Source organism: uncultured Streptococcus sp. (genome assembly GCF_905372115.1).
GTDB lineage: Bacteria > Bacillota > Bacilli > Lactobacillales > Streptococcaceae > Streptococcus.
Genome location: NZ_CAJPNR010000016.1, coordinates 19,884 through 39,162, shown reverse-complemented (window position 1 = coordinate 39,162; position 19,279 = coordinate 19,884). Strand labels below are relative to the sequence as shown.

At 43.5% G+C, this 19,279-nt stretch carries 14 protein-coding genes and 1 pseudogene; 2 read left to right on the top strand and 13 right to left on the bottom strand.

Annotation, left to right across the window (positions count from 1 at the left end; translation table 11 throughout):
• The 11 genes and pseudogenes from QZ169_RS06170 to QZ169_RS06120 form a co-directional block, all read right to left on the bottom strand.
• Nucleotides 1–5,038: CshA/CshB family fibrillar adhesin-related protein (locus QZ169_RS06170; RefSeq protein ID WP_295505391.1), on the bottom strand; the 5,038-nt coding region annotated here is incomplete at its 3' end.
• 172 nt (nt 5,039–5,210) lie between these two features.
• Nucleotides 5,211–5,505 (bottom strand): annotated as a pseudogene (locus tag QZ169_RS06165) (flavodoxin family protein).
• A gap of 74 nt (nt 5,506–5,579) precedes the next feature.
• Nucleotides 5,580–6,299, bottom strand: a complete 720-nt coding sequence (gene budA / locus QZ169_RS06160) for an acetolactate decarboxylase (protein ID WP_125439024.1) — start codon at nt 6,297–6,299, stop codon at nt 5,580–5,582.
• A 150-nt stretch (nt 6,300–6,449) separates the two neighbouring features.
• The gene (locus tag QZ169_RS06155) at nt 6,450–7,679 is read right to left on the bottom strand and encodes a tetratricopeptide repeat protein (protein ID WP_295505395.1); all 1,230 of its coding nucleotides are present in this window, start codon (nt 7,677–7,679) and stop codon (nt 6,450–6,452) included.
• Nucleotides 7,666–8,844, bottom strand: coding sequence for an AI-2E family transporter (locus QZ169_RS06150; protein ID WP_295505386.1), 1,179 nt, complete (start codon nt 8,842–8,844; stop codon nt 7,666–7,668). Before QZ169_RS06150 ends, QZ169_RS06155 begins: the two co-directional genes overlap by 14 nt.
• Nucleotides 8,845–9,014: 170 nt before the next feature.
• Nucleotides 9,015–10,388 (bottom strand): cell wall metabolism sensor histidine kinase WalK, encoded by a 1,374-nt coding sequence (locus QZ169_RS06145; RefSeq protein WP_295505382.1) that lies wholly within the window; start codon nt 10,386–10,388, stop codon nt 9,015–9,017.
• Entirely contained in the window at nt 10,385–11,041 is a 657-nt protein-coding gene (locus QZ169_RS06140; RefSeq protein ID WP_002897805.1) for a response regulator transcription factor, read from the bottom strand. Before QZ169_RS06140 ends, QZ169_RS06145 begins: the two co-directional genes overlap by 4 nt.
• A 21-nt stretch (nt 11,042–11,062) precedes the next feature.
• Nucleotides 11,063–12,280 carry an ABC transporter permease gene (locus QZ169_RS06135; protein ID WP_002906830.1) on the bottom strand — a complete coding sequence of 406 codons (1,218 nt, stop codon included), beginning with the start codon at nt 12,278–12,280 and terminating at the stop codon, nt 11,063–11,065.
• Nucleotides 12,281–12,292: 12 nt separating this feature from the next.
• Entirely contained in the window at nt 12,293–12,967 is a 675-nt protein-coding gene (locus tag QZ169_RS06130) for an ABC transporter ATP-binding protein (protein WP_002895848.1), read from the bottom strand.
• Nucleotides 12,954–14,219 (bottom strand): efflux RND transporter periplasmic adaptor subunit, encoded by a 1,266-nt coding sequence (locus tag QZ169_RS06125; RefSeq protein WP_295505372.1) that lies wholly within the window; start codon nt 14,217–14,219, stop codon nt 12,954–12,956. The genes QZ169_RS06130 and QZ169_RS06125 overlap by 14 nt, the downstream gene beginning before the upstream one ends.
• A gap of 28 nt (nt 14,220–14,247) precedes the next feature.
• Nucleotides 14,248–14,520 carry a hypothetical protein gene (locus QZ169_RS06120; RefSeq protein ID WP_002895853.1) on the bottom strand — a complete coding sequence of 91 codons (273 nt, stop codon included), beginning with the start codon at nt 14,518–14,520 and terminating at the stop codon, nt 14,248–14,250.
• Between the two features lie 242 nt (nt 14,521–14,762).
• Here QZ169_RS06120 and QZ169_RS06115 point away from each other — a divergent pair, with 242 nt between their 5' ends.
• Complete coding sequence (locus QZ169_RS06115) at nt 14,763–15,773, top strand: lactonase family protein (RefSeq protein ID WP_295505369.1); 1,011 nt, start codon at nt 14,763–14,765, stop codon at nt 15,771–15,773.
• A gap of 68 nt (nt 15,774–15,841) precedes the next feature.
• On the top strand, nt 15,842–16,033 hold the full coding sequence (locus QZ169_RS06110) for a hypothetical protein (RefSeq protein ID WP_002910045.1): 192 nt from the start codon (nt 15,842–15,844) through the stop codon (nt 16,031–16,033).
• Between the two features lie 47 nt (nt 16,034–16,080).
• On the opposite strand, the gene mgtE is transcribed toward QZ169_RS06110, so the two are convergent.
• Together mgtE and eno are read right to left on the bottom strand one after the other, a co-directional pair.
• A complete protein-coding gene (gene mgtE / locus QZ169_RS06105; RefSeq protein WP_295505366.1) occupies nt 16,081–17,421 on the bottom strand; it encodes a magnesium transporter in 1,341 nt (446 codons plus the stop codon).
• Nucleotides 17,422–17,772: 351 nt separating this feature from the next.
• Complete coding sequence (gene eno, locus QZ169_RS06100; RefSeq protein ID WP_002897814.1) at nt 17,773–19,077, bottom strand: surface-displayed alpha-enolase; 1,305 nt, start codon at nt 19,075–19,077, stop codon at nt 17,773–17,775.
• Nucleotides 19,078–19,279: the final 202 nt, after the last annotated feature.

The following is a 19,279-nucleotide window of genomic DNA, read 5'->3' as shown; positions in this document are numbered from 1 at the left end:
CTTCAAATTTACCAACGGTTGGAATCTCTTTAACAGTCAAACCATTGTCAAAGAGTGGAGTTGTTTCAGCTGGAAACGGTACAGAATCATGACCTGGTGTGAAGGTAACATGGCCTTCTTGAACCTGGCCTTGCAGGCCTTCTGTCTTATCACCAGTTCCTGTTGGAGTCACCTTTGTAAACTCTGGGCTGTAAGTTGCCGTCACCGATGTGCCATTCTTATCGACACGTTTTACAGTGATTGGATCTGGCTTTCCTACAAACTGCTTCTCTGGTGTGAATGTCACTGAGCCATCTGGAGCAATGGTGTAAGTTCCTTGACCTGGAATGGTTTTTTCCTTGCTGTCATCTTCGAAAGTTGGCTCGACTGCTTCATCAATCGGAACTAGCGGATCACCACCTTGGAAAGTTGGGGTATCCGTCTGAGGAAGACCTTGTGGGCCAGTACTAGTCGCATTAGTGCCCGTTGGAGTCACCTTGGTGAACTCTGGAATGTAAGTCGCGGTCACTGGTGTACCATTCTTATCGACACGTTTCACTGTCACCAGCTCTGGTGTGCCTACAAACTGCTTCTCTGGTGTGAAGGTTACTGTGCCATCTGGTGCAATGATATAAGTTCCTTGACCTGGTATAGCCTTTTCCTTGCTACCATCTTCGAAAGTTGGCTCGACTGCTTCATCAATCGGAACCAGTGGATCACCACCTTGGAAAGTTGGGGTACCCGTCTGAGGAAGACCTTGTGGGCCAGTACTAGTCGCATTAGTGCCCGTTGGAGTTACTGATGTGACCGTCGCAACATAAGTGACTTTCGCGGCAATACCATTTGCATCTTTGCGAGAAATGCTAATTTCTGGAGTCTCACCTACAAAGCGCTTGTCTGGTGTGAAGGTGACATTGCCCTCCGCATCTACTTCAAACTTACCAACTTTGGCAATTTCTTTGACATTTGTACCCGTGTCAAAGACTGGCGTGCTGTTGGCTGGGAATCCTACTTTAGGATCGCCAGCTTTAAAAGTTACACGGCCTTTTTGAACTTGGCCTTGCGGACCTTCTGTCTGATCTCCAGTTCCCGTCGGAGTCACAGCGGTCACAGTCGCCCGATATTTGGCCTTAGCTACTGTGCCATTGACATCTGCACGGCTGAGTTCAACTTCTGGTGTCTTACCGACAAAGGTTTTGACTGGAGTAAAGGTAACATTCCCCTCTCCGTCCACTTCGAACGTACCGACTTTGGCAATTTCTTTCACATTCGTGCCGGTATCAAAGACTGGCGTGCTGTTTTCTGGGAAACCAACTTGAGGACTTCCTGGTTCAAAAGTAACCTTGCCTTTTTGAACTTGACCTTGAGGGCCTTTTGTCTGAGCACCTGTTGCTCTTGGAGTCACTTTCTCAACAGTAGGCGTGTACTTAGCCGTCACTGGAGTGCCATTCTTATCGACACGTTTAACTGTTACTGGATCTGGTGTGCCAACATATTGCTTGTCCGGTGTGAAAGTAACAGATCCATCTGGTGCCACTTCAAAGATTCCGACATTTGGAACCACCTTGCGCTTGCTTCCATCTTCGAAAGTCGCTGGAGTATCATTATCCAATGGTACATCTGGGTTGCCACTGACAAAGTTTGGCTTACCTGTCTGTGGACGGCCTTGTTTACCAGTGCTGGTAATGTTTGTTCCGGTTGGAGTTACAGCAGTGACTGTTGCCTTGTAGATAGCTGTAGCTGTGCTGCCATTCGTATCTGTACGAGTAATCCTGATCTCCGGCGTAAGGCCTTTAAATTGTTTCTCTGGAGTAAAGGTTACATTTCCATTCACGTCCACTTCAAACTTACCAACAGTAGGCACTTCTTTAACAGTCGAACCATTGTCAAAGAGCGGAGTTGAGCCAGCCGGAAAGACCACTGTTTGTTTTTGACCGTTGACTTGCGCAGAACCTTCTGTGAAGCTGACTTTCCCTTGCTGCACTTGGCCCTGTATGCCACTGGTTTCAGCATTCGTCGCACTTGGTGCTGCTGCTTTTACATCAGCCTGATAGGTAGCTGTTACTTCTGTTCCATTGACATCTACTCGCTTGATAGTCTCTGCTGCTGGACGTCCAGTATAGGTCAGCAGTGGAGTAAAGGTAACTAGACCTTGATTATCAACCTGATAGGTACCAAGACCAGCAACTGTTTTAGTCTGGCTGCCATTATCAAAGGTTGGCAACTTCTTGCTATCAATAGGTACACGATTATTGCCCGGATTGAAGGTCAGCTGTCCTGTCTGAACTGCACCTTGAATGCCCTCGCTGCTGGCACCTTGAGCAGATGGTTTAACAGGAGTCACCTTTGGCTGATAAACAGCTTGGTGCGGAATACCTTTGCCATCAAGCATCCGAACAGACACAGGGTCTACAGTACCAACAAAGTTTTTGTTTGGTTTGAAAGTAATCTTACCTGTTGCAGATTCGACTTCAAAACGACCGACTTCCCGACCATTTGATAAAGCTGAAACTCTAGTATCATCTGTAGTCGTTCCATCCGCTTTCACAAATTTCACAGGATTTGCTGCAGTCGGACTTGCCGGGGTTTTGCCAGCATCACCATCATTAAAGATAGGCGTCTTTTCTTGCGTTAGTCCTTGAGCATCCCTTGTTTCATACTTAGGAACATTGAGCACGGTTGGCACATAGCGTCCATCCATAGTGTTGAGCTGGTCGTTGATGACTGCTTCAGCTTGATTCTTAGCAACCCAGTCTGTACTTGCCCCGTTAGTATCAAAACGACGGATGTTAATCCCCTGAGCTGTGCCGATAAAGCCAGCCTTAGGCTCATATACCACGTCTACATCAGCACCATTTGCTGTTACTTTATAACGGCCATCAACAGTGTTGTACCAGCCTGTTGCATCAGCAGTCAGGGCATTTCCTCTCGCATCCAATACAATCGGAGATTTAGTAGTATCAATCGCTACTTTCTTATTTTCAGTATTTTGAGCAATCCCCTGAGGAGTGAAATGAAGAGTGGCTGTCTGTCTCTGATCACGGATTCCAGTACTTTCCTTCTTCTCACCTTTTGGTGGGTAAGTCAGTTCAACTTCTAGGTCTTCCACCTCACCACTAAATGCAGTTCCAGTTGGCTTTTCAATATCTCCCTTGTTCAAGGCGATACGAACCCGCATTCCAAGCTTGCTAAGTTCAGGATTGGTCATGGCTGGATTCTTCTTAAAGTTGACAGTATAATCTCCCGCAGTTGTTACTTCGGTAAATTCACTGGCTTCGTCTTCGTCAAAGACACCATTATTATTGAAATCAATCCAGGCACGGACATAGGCTTTTTCGTATCCGTTAGCCGAAGCATGGATGCGGAGAGAATAATCTCCGTCGTGCAGACGGTTTACTGGAAAAAGACCATTGGTTTTCCCGACTAAATCATCAGACAAGAGCTGATTAATACCTTCATCAGCTAAATCATTCTGATCGTCATGCTTCCAGTTGTTTCCAGATGTGGTATCAATATCAGCCGCAACACGGCCCAAGAATGGCTGTGGATTTTGACCGCCAGTTTCTGCATTGTATCTTGAAATAGCATGGATAGCTTTTCCATAGGAATCCGGTGCATCACCTTCATCGATTGCCATAAAACCAATCATCGCAGCCTGCTGGCCAGAAGAAGCTATGTAAATACCAACCTCTGATGCACCACGTGTCATGACAAGCGGAATTGTATTGCTTCTAGAAACGTTCGGTCCAAATACTTGACTTCCCAGTCCGCCAGTCTTTTGGTCAGGACTGACATAGGCCTGCCAATGAACACCAGTACCGTCATTTCCAATAAATTGGCCTTCTGTAGTAGGCTTCATTGGCTTATAGGTTTCTGTAATCTCAGTAGTCACACCATTTGCGTCTGTAACTGTTCGCTTCCACTCGGCCAAATGTTCCCAACCCTTACCATTGGTTGTAAAGATAGCATACTCACCAGGATTTGCCTCTTCGCCATCAGCCATGACAACTGTTGCTTTAACTGGCTTCCCACGATATCTAGCTTCAACTTTGAACTTCACACCATAGTTGGCTTCATCTTTAGGAACCTGCAGTTGGGTCTTACGACCTTTGGTATCAATTCCTTCTGACTTAATAGCTGAATATTGATTCTGAGCAGCACCAGTAATTTTAGGACGGTAATCATCACCATACCAATACTGATAGGCATAATTATTACTATTGTTATATTGAAGCCAAGTATTTTTTGCATTGGGATCATAACTGCTTTCGTACTCAGTTCCCTTTACTCGATCACGATAGATCTCTGTCGCATAGAAAGGTTTCAATTCCGTAACGGTCAGTTTGACCACATAGCCTGGAGAAATCTCTTTTTCATAAACCGTTCCAACTTTAAAGGAGCCATCTCTATCTAGATTTCTCAGTGATTTCGTATCACCAAAATCTAGCCAGTTTACTTGCTTCATCAACTCATCAGAGCGTTTTCTTACAGATTCTTCCAGTGTTGGTTTAGAAACTGTAGGATTAGCTGTTGCATCTTGTATAGCAGAGCTAGCTTGGCCAGCAGGACTGGTAGTACGAAATGATGTTCCTGTCTCCATTGGCTGGCCATTACGCTCAGACTTAGGCATAGCTGCAGAACTTGGTTTTGGCGTATATTGCACCGAATAAGAACGCGTCCGACTAGCTTCAGCAGGTCTTGCTTCATTGGAAGTTGTAGCCGTTTGATTAGTTTCTTGTGGCTTTTCAGGTGCCGCTTGCTCTGGAGCTGCAGCTGGACTTACCAGCTGATTTTGATCAGCACTTGCTTCTAAGTTAGTTGTTTCAGAAACTGCAGATGTTGCTGTATTCTCAAGAGCAGGCTGACTTACAGCAGACTCCGTCGCTTTTTCTGGCAGTGAGATATTATCATCCACAGTTCCGCTGGCAGTTTCATCTGCATTGACTGTAGCCGCAGTACCTAAAAGGAAAACGGTAGATAATAATACCGAGCAAACTCCGACATTTAATTTTCGAATTGAAAACTTATTTAAACGGGAGTTAAATAATTCTTTTCCCATAGAATCTCCTATATTAATATTTAATAGCAATAGGTATTATACACCATTTATATTTAGTTAGCTATGGATATGACTGTAGTTGAGGGGCATAGTGTCCAAAAATAGACACCTGAAAAAAAAACTCCATTTTTAAAGCAAAATAAAGAAGATTCGTTCGCGAATCTTCTTACTTTTAACCTTCAGATAAAACCTTATCTAATTTTTCTTTCAGGGCTGCTAATTCCCAACCGTCGCTTTCTTTCAGTTCATGAGTGGTTACTGCCAGCCCCTCATATTCGAGTCCGCAATTCTGGCAAAAACGGCTCATAGACTTGAAAGAACTGATCGTTTTCTGCTGACTGGCCATATTGCTCAATATGATAGTCCACTAATTGAAGAGCCTCATAATCTCTATCTCGCAGAAAAAAGTGCCCCAGCTTAAAACTATTACCATTCCTATTTGGGCTAGCGTTTACCAAATAAATCATAGCTTTTCTTCTCCTCTGTTCTTTTTCCAATTATATCAAAAAAGAGGGCAGCAAACAATGCTAGCCCCTGCTATTTATTCCGACTTTTCCATATCTTCTTTCATCTCATCCATATTAAACTTAGCAAAGAGATACTTGCGATCTTGTACTGGGAAACGCTGATCCAGCTGGTCTACAGCGCCCAACTCGACAACACCTTCCTTGATAACAAAGTCCATGACATGTCCGCCAAAAGTCAGATCATCCGATACAAAATGCAGATGATAACCTGCTAGACTGACTCCGTGGAAAATCTCTGGCGTCCAGATACCAACGATTGTGCCTGTGATATTTTCCTTACAGTACTCAGGCTGATTAACCGCTACTTCTGCAAACTTCCGCTCTGTCGTAGACTTGGGAATCATCCGGACGTGCATGCGGGCGAAATCACCATGAATCTTGATAGAGCGGAAAAGATTTTCCCCATCATAATAAGACTCAATCCGCTTCTCCAGTTCCTTGTCATCCATCTCAAAACGCTGACGGAAAATGACTTCCGCTTGGTGAGGAACCACTGCCGCATAAGGCACTGTCATATCCGGTGACACCTCAACGACTTCTGGCACTTCTCCAGAGCCCTTTGCTTGATAAGCCTTACCATCAAGAATAATAAGCTCACCATCAATAGAGTCTAGTGTCCCCAAACCCAAATCTCCATACTGCAGCAGCTCTCCAACAGTCATACTGCCGTCGTAAAGACCAGCCATCAAAGCTCCCAAAGTATTATATTGAAATAATTTGATTGGTTCTGCCATTCTTTTTCCTTAATCTTTCTCTTCTTATAAATACTATTGCCCATCCAGCTAAAATTTTTTCATCCTAATTACATGTACTTACTGAATTTCTACCGCCAATCATTATACCATAAATTGTGGGAAAGAGCTGAGCAAGTGCTTCTTGAGCTCTTATAAGCTTTCATAAAGCTCCTGCATACTAGCATCATCAGGTACCAATCTCAAGTAAGAAGCCGCAGCCTTTTTAGCTTCTTCGAATCTGCCTAGTTCTCGCAAAAGATAGACATACTGCTCCAGAAATTCTGGATTGTCTTGCAGTTCATGAGCCAGTTGATTATAAAGTTCCTCTGCTTTTTCCAGATTTTCCAAGGCCTGATAAGCACGCGCCAAATTCCAGCGAGTCAAGGCATTATCGACTTCTTGCTCTGCAAATTCTAAAATATCCTCATAGCGCTCCTGTTCCAAGTAAAGAGTGGTCAGTCGCAAGGCAATCTCTTCCAAATCATCCGCATCTTCCTGAGCATGCAAAAGATAATTTTCAGCAGCTTTCTCATCATGAAGTTCATAAGAAAGCTGTGATGCTAGGAGCAAGAGCCGAGTCTCAAAAGGATTCTTAGCCAAGCCCTGCTGGGCAAGAGTCAGAGCTTCGGCCGTCCGATGCTCCGCATGAAGAGACAGGGCATAGCCATATTCGTAGCCTTCAAAATCCGGCGACAGAGTATCCAGCTGCTTGAAATAAAGATTGGCCTTCTGGTATTCTTCCTGATCCGCTAATATAGTTGCCAGCTCATAAACCGCAGCATCGTCGTATTCCAGCTCAACTGCTTTCTCCAAAAACTCAATGGCCGGCGCAAATTTTCCAAGACTAGCATAGCAGACCCCAATCCGCTGATAGGTTGAGACGCCTGTCTGCTCAAAGATTGTACGATTGTCTAGCTGGGCGTATTCCTTAATCGCCTGAGAAAAATCCCCCAGCTCCAAATCTATCTCAGCCAGACCAAAGGTTACCAAAGGCTCATCACTCAGCTCCGCTGCCTGAGCCAGTTTTTCTCGAGCTACATCAGGCAACCCCTCTAGCTGATAGAGGTCAGCCTTAGCCAAGAGAGCAGCAACATACCAGTCACTGTCTGGCTGAATTTCCTCCAGATAGGCAAAAGCCTGCTCCAAGTCCCCATCGTCACTGGCAATAGCTGCCAGACTGATATAAGAAGCTGGATAGTCAGGAGCCAACTTTTCAAAAATACGTTTGGCCTGAGGGAAAAAGCCGATACTCTCTAAGTAATCGGCCAAATCCAATAATTCTTCTTCATTATCTGCAGTCAGGGCTTGCTCGAAATAGCGATCAGCCAGAGCTAGGTCCTGCTCCTGTAAAGCTGCCAACATTTGCTCACTCTTGCTCACTGATTTCTCCTTCTTGTTCAAAATCGGCTTCATAGAGGCCACTTACTTTCTGATACCACTTAAAGATGGCTGCAATGGCAACCTTGGCCGAAGCATAGGCAGGAATTCCCAGGAAAACGCCCCAAATGCCAAACATGGTACCAGAAGTCAATAATACGAATAAAATCGTAATCGGATGAATGCTGAGCTGACTGCCCAAGACCAGAGGAGAAACAAAACGCCCCTCGATAGTCTGCTCAATGATGAAAACGACAATGACCTTAGCCAGCATCACCGGACCCCCAGCAATCAAACCGATTGCCATAGCCGGAAGCATAGCCAAAAAGCTGCCCAGGTAAGGTACCAGATTGAGAACGCCTGCAATGACTCCAAGAGTGACACCATAGCGCAGACCAATAATCTTGAAGAAAACGATAAACATCAGAGCTACAATGATAGCAACCGTCACCTGACCTCGCACATAGTTGGCCAGCTGACTGTTGATATCCGTCATCACTTGACCAAAGGATTCTCGGAATTTAGTTGGCAGAAACTGGGTTACATAGCCTTTCAGATTTTTCCCGTCTCTCAGCAGGTAAAAAAGGATAAACGGCATGATGATAATAGCCACGACAATCTGCGAAGTTGTACTAATTAAGTTCCCCGCCCAATTGACTGCCCGCGATGAAAAATTGCTGGCCCAATCGGTAATCTGGCTAGACAGATTGCTAGTGTATTCTTCAATCTGCGGCTTGAAATCTGCTGAAATATACTTAGTCACGACATCGTCGATAAACTTGTCAGCCTGCTTCAGATAAGCTGGAACATTTCTAACAAAGGCCATGACCTGATGCTGCAAACTAGGAATAGCAACAGCCAAGCCCCAGATAATCAAAAAAGCAATTAAAACAAAGACAATGGTAATAGCAACCAGTCGATTAATCTTGTACTTTTCCATCCAATCGACGATGGGATTTAACAGATAATAAAGTAGACCAGCTAAAATAACCGGCAGCATGATTACTCCCAAAAATTCAATGACTGGGCTAAAAATAAAACTGATTTTACTAAGTATAAAAATATTCAGCCCTATCAAAAGGGTTACTAGAAATACTGTAATGGCCTTGTTATCTAAAAACCATTTAAAAAACCAAGATAGGCTAAAATCTTTTTCTTTGTGCTCCATATTCTCCTCCTTTAACTTGTCATTTCATTGTAACATTTTTCAGAGAAAAATTCTCTGCTCAGCTATAGGGAAAAGCAAAAAAAGAGAGGTGCCAGAAGACTTGTATTTTTCGCAAAATACAGCTTCTGACTTCTCTCTTCGGTTCCTGCACAGCCAGCTAGAATGCAAGGCTATTTCTCGACAGCCGGCAGAGAAATGCTAAAGCGCATCTTCCTCCCATCAACGGCTTCAAACTGATATCGCAGACCATGCTTGTCCAAAATCTGCTGAACGATAAAGAGTCCCAGACCAGTCCCGCCATCCTTGCGATTGCGACTATAGTCTGGCCGGTAGAAAGGCTGAAAAATCTGCTGAATTTGATCTTTGTTTAAGACTCGTTCTGCCTCATTTTCGATGACTAGCTTACGCTCTTCCAGCCTGAGTAGAATCTGTCCGCCTTCTACTGTATAATGAAAGGCATTGTCCAGAAGATTCTTGATAGCCTTGAGCAGATAGGTGCGGTTACCCTTGACCTTCGCTTCTGTCAGCTTAACCTGAAAACGGTAGTGTCTGACATCTGCTAAAACTCGATAGGTGCTCAGATTTTCCTCCAAGACCTGCTTGAGTGAAAAGACTTCCTGTTCGGTTTCAGTCTTCATCTCCAGTTTAGAAATGGCTAAGATAGACTGGACTAACTCCGACTGCTCCTCTAGGATTTCTCGGCACTTCTGCAAGTACTTGTCTCGATCCTTGAACTCTCCTACTCCATAGATCATGCCATCAACCATCCCCATCATGCTGGTAATGGGTGTCTTGAGCTCATGCGATGTCATCCGCAGAAACTCAGCCTTTTCCCGCTCGCTTTCTGCTACCTTTTCATTTTCTAGGCGCAGAGCCTCGATACTGGTCAGTAGATTAGCATAGAGATGATTGATGTCTTGGGCCAGTTCAGCAATCTCATCACGCCCCTTGACCTGACAGGTCACATCGGGCGCCAGACTCGTCATTTGACGGGTGCTCTTAGAGATGGCTTTGATACGCTGACTGGAAGTCCGGCTATAGAGATAGGCAGCCAGACCACCTAGACTCAGAGACACAAGCAAGACAAATGGATAGAGATTGAGCAAAATCCGACTAGCATCAGAAACAGGCTGTAAGGAATATTCTCCTCTCAGGACAACTTCTTTACCATCTGAAGTTCGAAAACTTTCTGATAAACTCTTGCTCTCATAGTCACTGTTGGCAATCGTTGGGACGATGGTCAGCTGCAGAGAACTTTCATCGCCAGCTTCGAGTGAAGGATAGAGAATCGTATTGTCTTTCGCCAGCAAGGTAAACCAAATCAGATTGCTCTTTTTACTATAATCACTCAACAGCTCGCCGATTTCCTGACTGGACTTTCCCTTGACTTGCTTGGAAACTTGGTCAAATTCTCGCTGAGCTTCTCCGCTCTTAACCTGCTGATAGTACACCGGCATGGCAAAGTAAAGACTGGCTAGAACGATAGTCACCACCACGAAAATGATGGACGAGGTCAAGAGAAAGTTCTTTTTGACAATTTTCACTTGTCTTCTCCTCCAAGCTGATAGCCCATACCTGTAATGGTTTTCAGCGGCACACCCGGAATCTTTTTACGGATATTCTTGATATGATTATCCAGTACCCGGCTATCCAGCTCACTGTAACCCCAAATGGTATTCATCAGCTGATCACGGGTCACCAAGTGGCCCTTTCTCTTAGCCAGAGTCTGCAAGATTTCATATTCTTTCTTGGTCAGAGGCATTTTCTCACCCTGCCAGTAAACCGTGCAGTCATCAATAGAAACCGTCAGATCGCCAACAGCAATCTCTGAAGCAACAGTATTTCTGCGCAGAATATTCTCAATCCGTTTGACCAAGATTAGCGGTGAAAAAGGCTTGGTTACATAATCACTGATGAGGTGGTTAAAGCTGACCAGCTGGGTATACTCGTCATCAAGTGCTGTCAAAATCATGACCGGAATCTGAGAAGTCTTGCGGATTTCCTTCAACACTTCCAGACCGCTCTTGGTCGGCAGCATCATATCTAAGATGACCAGATCGAAGGGCTCTTCTTCAAAAGCCTGCAAGGCGTCGCCACCATCAAATACTGGTCTCACCTCATACTGACTTTCCTTTAAAAACTCGCAAATCACTTGATTAATCGTCGTATCATCTTCCACCACTAGAATCTTGTGCATACTTAGATTTTTCTCCTTTACCTATTCAAATCGCAGGGCCTCGATTGGATCCAGCTTAGATGCTTTTACAGCTGGCAGGAGCCCAAATACTACTCCTATTATACAACAAAAGATCAAACTTACAAAGACAGAAAAGAGGGATAGAATATACGGATAAGCTAGAGACTGGGTGATGGCAAAGCCAGAGGCGATACCAGCCACCACGCCAATAATTCCTCCCATCAGGGTCAGGATGACCGCCTCAATCAGGAACTGCTTGAGGATGATCTTCCGTCTAGCTCCCAGAGCCTTTTTAATCCCGATTTCACGAGTCCGCTCTGTCACTGAAACCAGCATGATATTCATAACACCGATACCTCCGACTAGGAGAGAGATGCTGGCAATACCTGCTAGCAAGACGAAGTTAGATTTGTTGAGATTGTCCAGTTGCCGTTCAAATTCCTGCAGGTTGAGCACACCAAACATATAGTCTGACGGTGGCATTTGCTGATTGAGATAATCACTGACCTTCTTGGCCACCTTCTTCAAATCATCGGCCTTGTGGGTTTGGACAGTCACTTCAGGACTGACATTAATGGTATCAAAAATCCGATGCCACTGCTGCAGGGGAATATAGGCCACCTTTTCCGCACCAGCTGTTAAGCCACTCTGTTCAGTTGACTCAAATACGCCAATAACCTTAAAGGGATTTCCTAAGACTTCAACATATTTGCCAATACCATCCCCCTTTGGAAAAAGACTGTCATAAAGGGACTTTTCCAGATAGGTCACCTGCTCTTGATTTTTAAAGGCTTCTGAGTCAAATCCTTCACCTTCCAGCAGACGTTGCTGCTTGATATCAGCGGCTGTCTGCGAAACCGCCTGAATCTTCCCAGATGACTTTTGGCTCAGGTAGTAAATCTTCTCATCTGTACCATAGGTCAGCAGAGCATTCTTGACCCCAGAGATTTCCTTAATCTTACTAAGAACATCCTCACCCATAAAGGGAATATAAGAAGGCTTCTGAGCTTGAGATTTCTCTGGAATAGTCGGATCTATGGCGCTTTTCTTGTCATAGACGACCTTGATTGTGTTATTGTTGCCACCGATGAGCTGACGCTTGGTATTTTCCGTATTTCCCTCAATGATAGAAAAGATAGCGATGATAGCGCCTATCCCGATGATAATCCCCAACATGGTCAGCATAGAGCGCATTTTATGCGACAAGATTGAATTCAGAGCTACAAAAATATCTTCCATACAGCTTCCTTTCTATCCTATCGCTTTGCTCTCTATATTACCGTCCCGCAGGATAACCGTCTGCTTGCAGAGTTGAGCTACTTCCGGCTCATGGGTAATGATGACAATGGTCTTGCCCTCATCATTAAACTGCTTGAAGAGGTCCATAATCTGGACACTGGTCTTGGTATCCAGAGCACCCGTCGGTTCATCGCCAAGGATGAAGCTAGGGTTGGTTACCAAGGCTCGTGCAATGGCTACCCGCTGCTTCTGACCGCCAGACAACTCCATCGGCTTGAAATCACTTCTTTCTTCCAGCCCGACCAATCGCAGCATTTCCAGTGCCCGCTCCCGTCTCTCTTTTTTAGGAATTTTCATGTAAGTCAGAGGCAGTTCCACATTTTGGCAGGCCGTCAGCTTGGGCATAAGATTAAAATTTTGAAAAACAAAGCCAATCTTCTGATTGCGCAGATCGGACAGCTGATTGTCAGACAGCTCAGACACATCGGTCCCTTCAATATGATAAGTCCCTGAACTTGCCTTATCCAGACAGCCGATAATGTTCATCAGAGTGGACTTGCCAGATCCAGACGGTCCCATGATAGCCAGAAAATCCCCCTCTTTCACATGCAGATCAATTCCTTTTAAAATTGGAAATTCCTGACTGCCCTGCTGATAAGATTTGTGGATGTCCTTAAGCTTTAACATGCTGTCCTACCTCCATCCCTTCTTCCATACCTGCTCTCGGTGTTGAAATGGTATCCTGCATAGTCAAACCTTCTGTAATCTCCACCAAACGGTCAGAAACTTTCTTGGTCTTGACTTCCTGCATTTTCAGAGTCTTGCCCTCTACCTTCCAGACATAGGTCTTGCCGTTTTTACTGAAAGTATAGGCCTTATTGACAACTACCTTTCCAGCCTCAGGAGCATTTTCCACGATATTGACATAGGAATGGGAGCCCACCAGTGGCATTTCGCCACCTTGATCCAGCTCAACTGTATAAGGATATTTACCTTGGTTGGGATTTTCCTGTTGCTTATTCCCACCATTATTATTGGAAGTATTTTCCGCTGTCAGAGTGCCGACCTGAGTTACCGTACCACTCCAGCGTTTCTTAGGATCCTTGCGATCCACCACTTCCACTTTCTGACCGACACTCAGCTTTTCACGGTCAAATTCACTGACAGTTCCTTTAACCAGAGTTTTGGACTTGTCCATAATCTCAATAAAGTTTTCTTCTTCCTTTTTGGCCTTGGACTGATTGGGCAAATCTTCATTCATAGCTGTAATCGTTCCTGCTGTATCGGCAGTCACAGTATCATACTTCATTCGATCTGATTCTGTCTGAGCTGTCACCTGAGCCTTTTCAGCCTCAATCTGAGCTGTCGTTACTTCATTATCCGCCGTCTTGGCATCGCTCAGCGCTTGAGCCAGCTCGTCTTCAGCAGACTTAATCTGCTCTAGCAGTGACTCATCCTGACTGGAATTGTATTTGTCCTTGAGAGCATTGAGACTGGCCAACTTGCGATTATAGGTTTCCCATTTAATCGCAGCGCTGTTTTGAGCGGCTGTAATGCCATTAGCCTTGGACTGGGCATCATATTGAGCCGATTGAGCTGTCAATTGCTGCTCTGTCGCATAGGAAAAGAGCGGCTGTCCTTGTGTAACGGTATCACCATTTTTGACAAATACTTCCTTGACTTCCCCTTTAGACGGGTCAATCTTGACCTTACTGCTATTGTTGGCAACTACTTCCCCAGATAAAACCAGGCTTGTTTTTTTGCTGTTATTGACAGCTTCTTGGACTGTCAGCGAATCAATCGTCTTATCTACCATTTTCATGGCCTGTTGTTGATTGATCTGTCTAAAATACAGATAGCCTCCCAGCCCAACACAAGCGAGAATGACCGTGCTGCCCAATAGAATGGTCTTACGATTCATTTTTTTTCTTCGAAACATATTGCCTCCAACCTACATGTTTTAATCTTTATTCAGCTTCTGAGCTAGATCCTGATCCATCTTCTGGAATTTCTTCACCATCTGCTGGGATTTGGATAACATTTCCATCCGGCATTGTGTATTCTGTTACTTCTTTGCCATCGACTGTCTTGGTCTTCTTATCAACAGCATCCTTTTGGAAGTCTACTTGTTTCCCGTCCTTAATTTCTGAGTTATCTGCTTCTTTATTTCCGCATGCGGCTAAAAAGAATCCTGACATTCCGATAAGGGCAACGAGCATAGCAATTTTTTTAACGTTCATTTGATTTCTCCTTTGTTTAGCAAGCAGGAATTTTGTTGCTTCCTGACAGTAATTGTTTTTTTGAACAATTCTATTCTAACAAAGCCATCTATCCCCTTCCTACCCGCTATCTGTTTTTTATCTGTTTTTTCCAAACCAATACTATTCTTTTGAAAATCAGTCAAATTCTCCGCACTAAACTCTATCATCTACTTTTATGATATAATAGTAGCAAGCAATTTAAATATATAAGAGGTAATGTCATGACACAAACGGTTTACTTTGGAACTTATACTCGCAGAGATTCCAAGGGAATTTACAAGGCAGATTTTAATTCTAAGAAAGGAACTTTAGAAAACTTGACCTTGCTTGCTGAAGAGCCCAGTCCAACCTACCTAGCCTTTGACAAGACTGGACATCTCTATTCTGTTGGGGCAAAGGACGGACAGGGGGGAATTGCAGCCTTTGACAAGGCAGGTCAGCTCCTCAACCATGTCGTTGAAGAAGGAGCTCCGCTCTGCTATGTGGCAGTTGACGAAGAACGCGACTTGGTTTACGGTGCCAATTATCATAAGGGACAAGTCTTGGTCTACAGACGACTGGCTGATGGCAGACTGGAACTGGCTGACTCAGCTATCCATCAAGGTCAAGGACCGCATGCCAACCAAGCTTCAGCCCACGTCCACTATGCTGACCTTACACCAGATCAATACCTGATCACCTGCGACTTGGGAACTGATGAAGTAACCACTTATGATGTTGCTGAAGACGGAAAGATTACTCCTCTGGATACCTACAAGTGTGCCGCTGGAGCTGGTGCCCGCCATATCGTTTTCCACCATCATTATAAAATCGCCTATTTGATTTGTGAGCTTAATTCTACTATTGAAGTCCTAATTTACGATGGAGTCGGCTATTTTGAACACCTGCAAACTGTCTCCACCTTACCAGAGGACTTTGAAGGTGCAAACGGAACAGCTGCTATCCGTCTGTCTGCTGATGGCAAGTTCCTCTACGGTTCCAACCGCGGTCATGACTCTCTTGCCGTCTACAAAATCTTAGCTGACGGCAGCTTGGGGTTAATCCAGATTGCACCTACCAATGGCAAAAATCCACGGGATTTCAACATCACACCAGACCAAAACTATATCATTGCGGTCCATCAAGACTCTGACAATGCAACCATTTTCAAACGCGATGCAGAGAGTGGAAAATTAACAGAAATCTCCAGCGATTTCTATGTTCCTGAAGCTGTTTGCGTGACTTTTAAATAAGCAGATTTCTTGTCTTTCTACTAGAAATTTGATTAAATAATATAAAAAATTACTAAGGAGCAACAACTATGAATCCAGTAGATTTATTTAACCAAGTAAAAGAAATGATTGAAAAGAAAGACTTTGATGGCGCTAAAAAGTTTATCGAAGAAAACAAAGACAAACTCGGTGAATACCTTGATCAAGCTAAAAAATTAGTAGCTGGAAATGAAATGGCCAGCGGTGCTATTGATAAAGTTAAAGGTTTGTTCGACAACTAAGAAAACAAAAACGCTTGAAAAATCAAGCGTTTTTTGTGTATCATTTTTTATACAATCAATGGTAAGAAAATTTGTGCTAAGCCTAGAAAAGCTAGATAACCTAACACATCTGTTGCCGTGGTAATGAAAATGGTCGAAGCTAGAGCTGGATCCTGATTCAGTGTCTTGATAATCAGCGGTACAAAGTAACCAAAAAGAGCACCACATGCTAGATTGATCATCATAGCCAATACAACAATAACAGACAGATAGAAATTTTGATAGAAGACAAACATAACAATCGCTGCAATCAAGCCAGTAAAGAAACCATTAACCAAAGCTAGCACGATTTCTTTGAATACTAAATTCCGATCTTCTTTCAGATCCAGTTTCCCCAAAGCAATTCCCTGGATAACCAAAGCAAGTGTCTGAGAGGCAGAATTTCCGCCCATTCCCGTAATAATAGGACTAATCGCTGCTAATGCTACAACTTTTGAAATCGTATCATCAAAAAGTGCTACTGTCGCAGAAGCTAGAAAGGCTGTCACTAGGTTAATCATCAACCAAGGTAAGCGTTTCTTGAGTGATTCTTTGAAAGGTCCTCCAATTTCTTCACTTTCTTGGACACCACCCATCCGCAAGATATCTTCTTGATACTCTTCTTGCAAAACATCGACGATATCGTCAATAGTGATGATTCCTAACAATACCTGCCGATGATTGACGACCGGTACGACAGATAAATTATATTTGGCAGAAAGCTGTGCCACTTCCTCTTGGTCAACCTCTGGCGTTACGCTCACTATCTGAGTATTCATAAATTCACTGAGTTTCATCTCCGCATCATGAATAAACAAATCACGAATATCAATCCAGCCAACTAGCGAATGATGCACATTTCTAATAAATAAGGTATCAATAACTTCCGTATTGGGCGAAATCTCCCTCAATTTATTGAGAGTTGCTGAGACGGTCAGATTTTCATTTAAGGTGATGAATTCTGTCGTCATCAGACCACCAGCTGTCTGAGGATCGTAAGCCAACATAGCTTTCAAATTCTCTTGACTGGTATTTTTCATCATACTTAAGTATTGCTTACGCAAGTCCACACTCAAGTAACCCAAAATATCTACCACATCATCATCTGGCATAAGATGAAAAAGAGTGCTGGTACGTTTAAAAGAAATCGATTGGATAATCTGTCGTTGCAACTCCGGCTCGGCTTCTTTTAAAATCTCTACCAATTGATCATCACTAGCCATTTCCGTAAAGGTTTTGAGGAGATTCCCTTCCTCATCCTCCAAGGCCTCCAAAGAAAGAGCAATATCAATGGGATAGTAATCGTCAAATATCTGATTGAAAACTTCCCTATCCTGTGATAGTAAGACCTGATTTAATAATTCTTCCATTGTACTCCTCCTTCCACTTTGCTAGTATACCATAAAAGACTGATTTTGATACAAGAAAGCTATAAAATCTTCAGTAAATCACTCACTTTTTCAACCATGTAGTCACAAGGAAACGCAGGAATCTCTTGATTATATTTTCCTTAGCAAAAGCTAGCATCTTGTCCTCCAATTTTTCAAGGGAAAGAGCATGACCAGCCCTACACAGTACTTCTAGGCAATGCTCTAGGAAAAGATGATAAATCTCCCTCTCATCAATTAGGGTGGTTCCTAAATCAAAAAATATCCATTGTTATATCTTTACACATCAAAAAAGCTAGGACTAAGCCCTAGCTCCTCTTATATCTTGTTAGATTATTTTTTCAAGTTATAGAAAGCTTGAAGACCTTTGTATTGAGCAACTTCACCAAGTTGATCTTCGATACGAAGCAATTGGTTGTATTTAGCAATACGGTCTGTACGTGAAAGTGAACCAGTCTTGATTTGACCTGCGTTAGTTGCAACTGCGATGTCAGCGATTGTTGAATCTTCAGTTTCACCTGAACGGTGTGATACAACTGCAGTGTAACCAGCTTCTTTAGCCATTTCAATCGCTTCAAAAGTTTCAGTAAGAGTACCGATTTGGTTAACTTTGATAAGGATTGAGTTAGCAGCACCTTCTTTGATACCACGTGCAAGGTAGTCAGTGTTTGTTACGAAGAAGTCGTCACCAACAAGTTGTACTTTCTTACCAAGACGTTCAGTAAGAGCTTTCCAACCATCCCAGTCATTTTCATCCATACCATCTTCGATAGTGATGATTGGGTATTTGTTAACCAATTCTTCAAGGTAGTCGATTTGTTCTGCAGATGTACGAACAGCAGCGCCTTCACCTTCAAATTTAGTGTAGTCGTATACTTTACGTTCTTTATCGTAGAATTCTGATGATGCACAGTCAAATCCGATAAATACGTCTTTACCTGGAACATAACCAGCAGCTTCGATAGCAGCGATGATAGTTTCTACACCATCTTCAGTTCCTTCAAAACGAGGAGCGAATCCACCTTCGTCACCAACGGCAGTTTCTAAACCACGAGATTTAAGGATTTTCTTAAGAGCGTGGAAGATTTCAGCACCGTAACGAAGAGCTTCTTTAAATGTTGGAGCACCAACTGGCAAGATCATGAACTCTTGGAATGCGATTGGAGCATCTGAGTGAGATCCACCATTGATGATGTTCATCATTGGAGTTGGAAGAACTTTAGTGTTGAATCCGCCAAGGTAGCTGTAAAGTGGCACTTCAAGGTAGTCAGCAGCAGCACGAGCTACAGCGATAGACACACCAAGGATTGCATTAGCACCCAATTTACCTTTGTTAGGAGTACCGTCCAAAGCGATCATTGCACGGTCGATGGCTTGTTGGTCACGAACATCGTAACCGATAATAGCTTCAGCGATAACGTTGTTTACATTATCAACTGCTTTTTGTGTACCAAGACCACCGTAACGAGATTTGTCGCCATCACGAAGTTCAACTGCTTCGTGCTCACCTGTAGAAGCTCCTGAAGGAACCATACCACGTCCGAAAGCACCTGATTCAGTATAAACTTCTACTTCAAGTGTTGGGTTACCGCGTGAGTCTAGGACTTCGCGAGCGTAAACATCAGTAATAATTGACATTTCTTACTCTCCTTATTATTTAAAATTATTTACTAGTCTATGATACCTCAAAAACGCTTTTTTTTCAAGGAAAAATAGAGAATCTAAGCAAATTTGAGAAATTTTGCACAAGAAAACGATTCCAAATTTACTATATAAATGTTTTTCCGGCAAATCAGAAAGAAGATTCGACCTTTTAGAATTTCTCCTTTTATGGTACAAT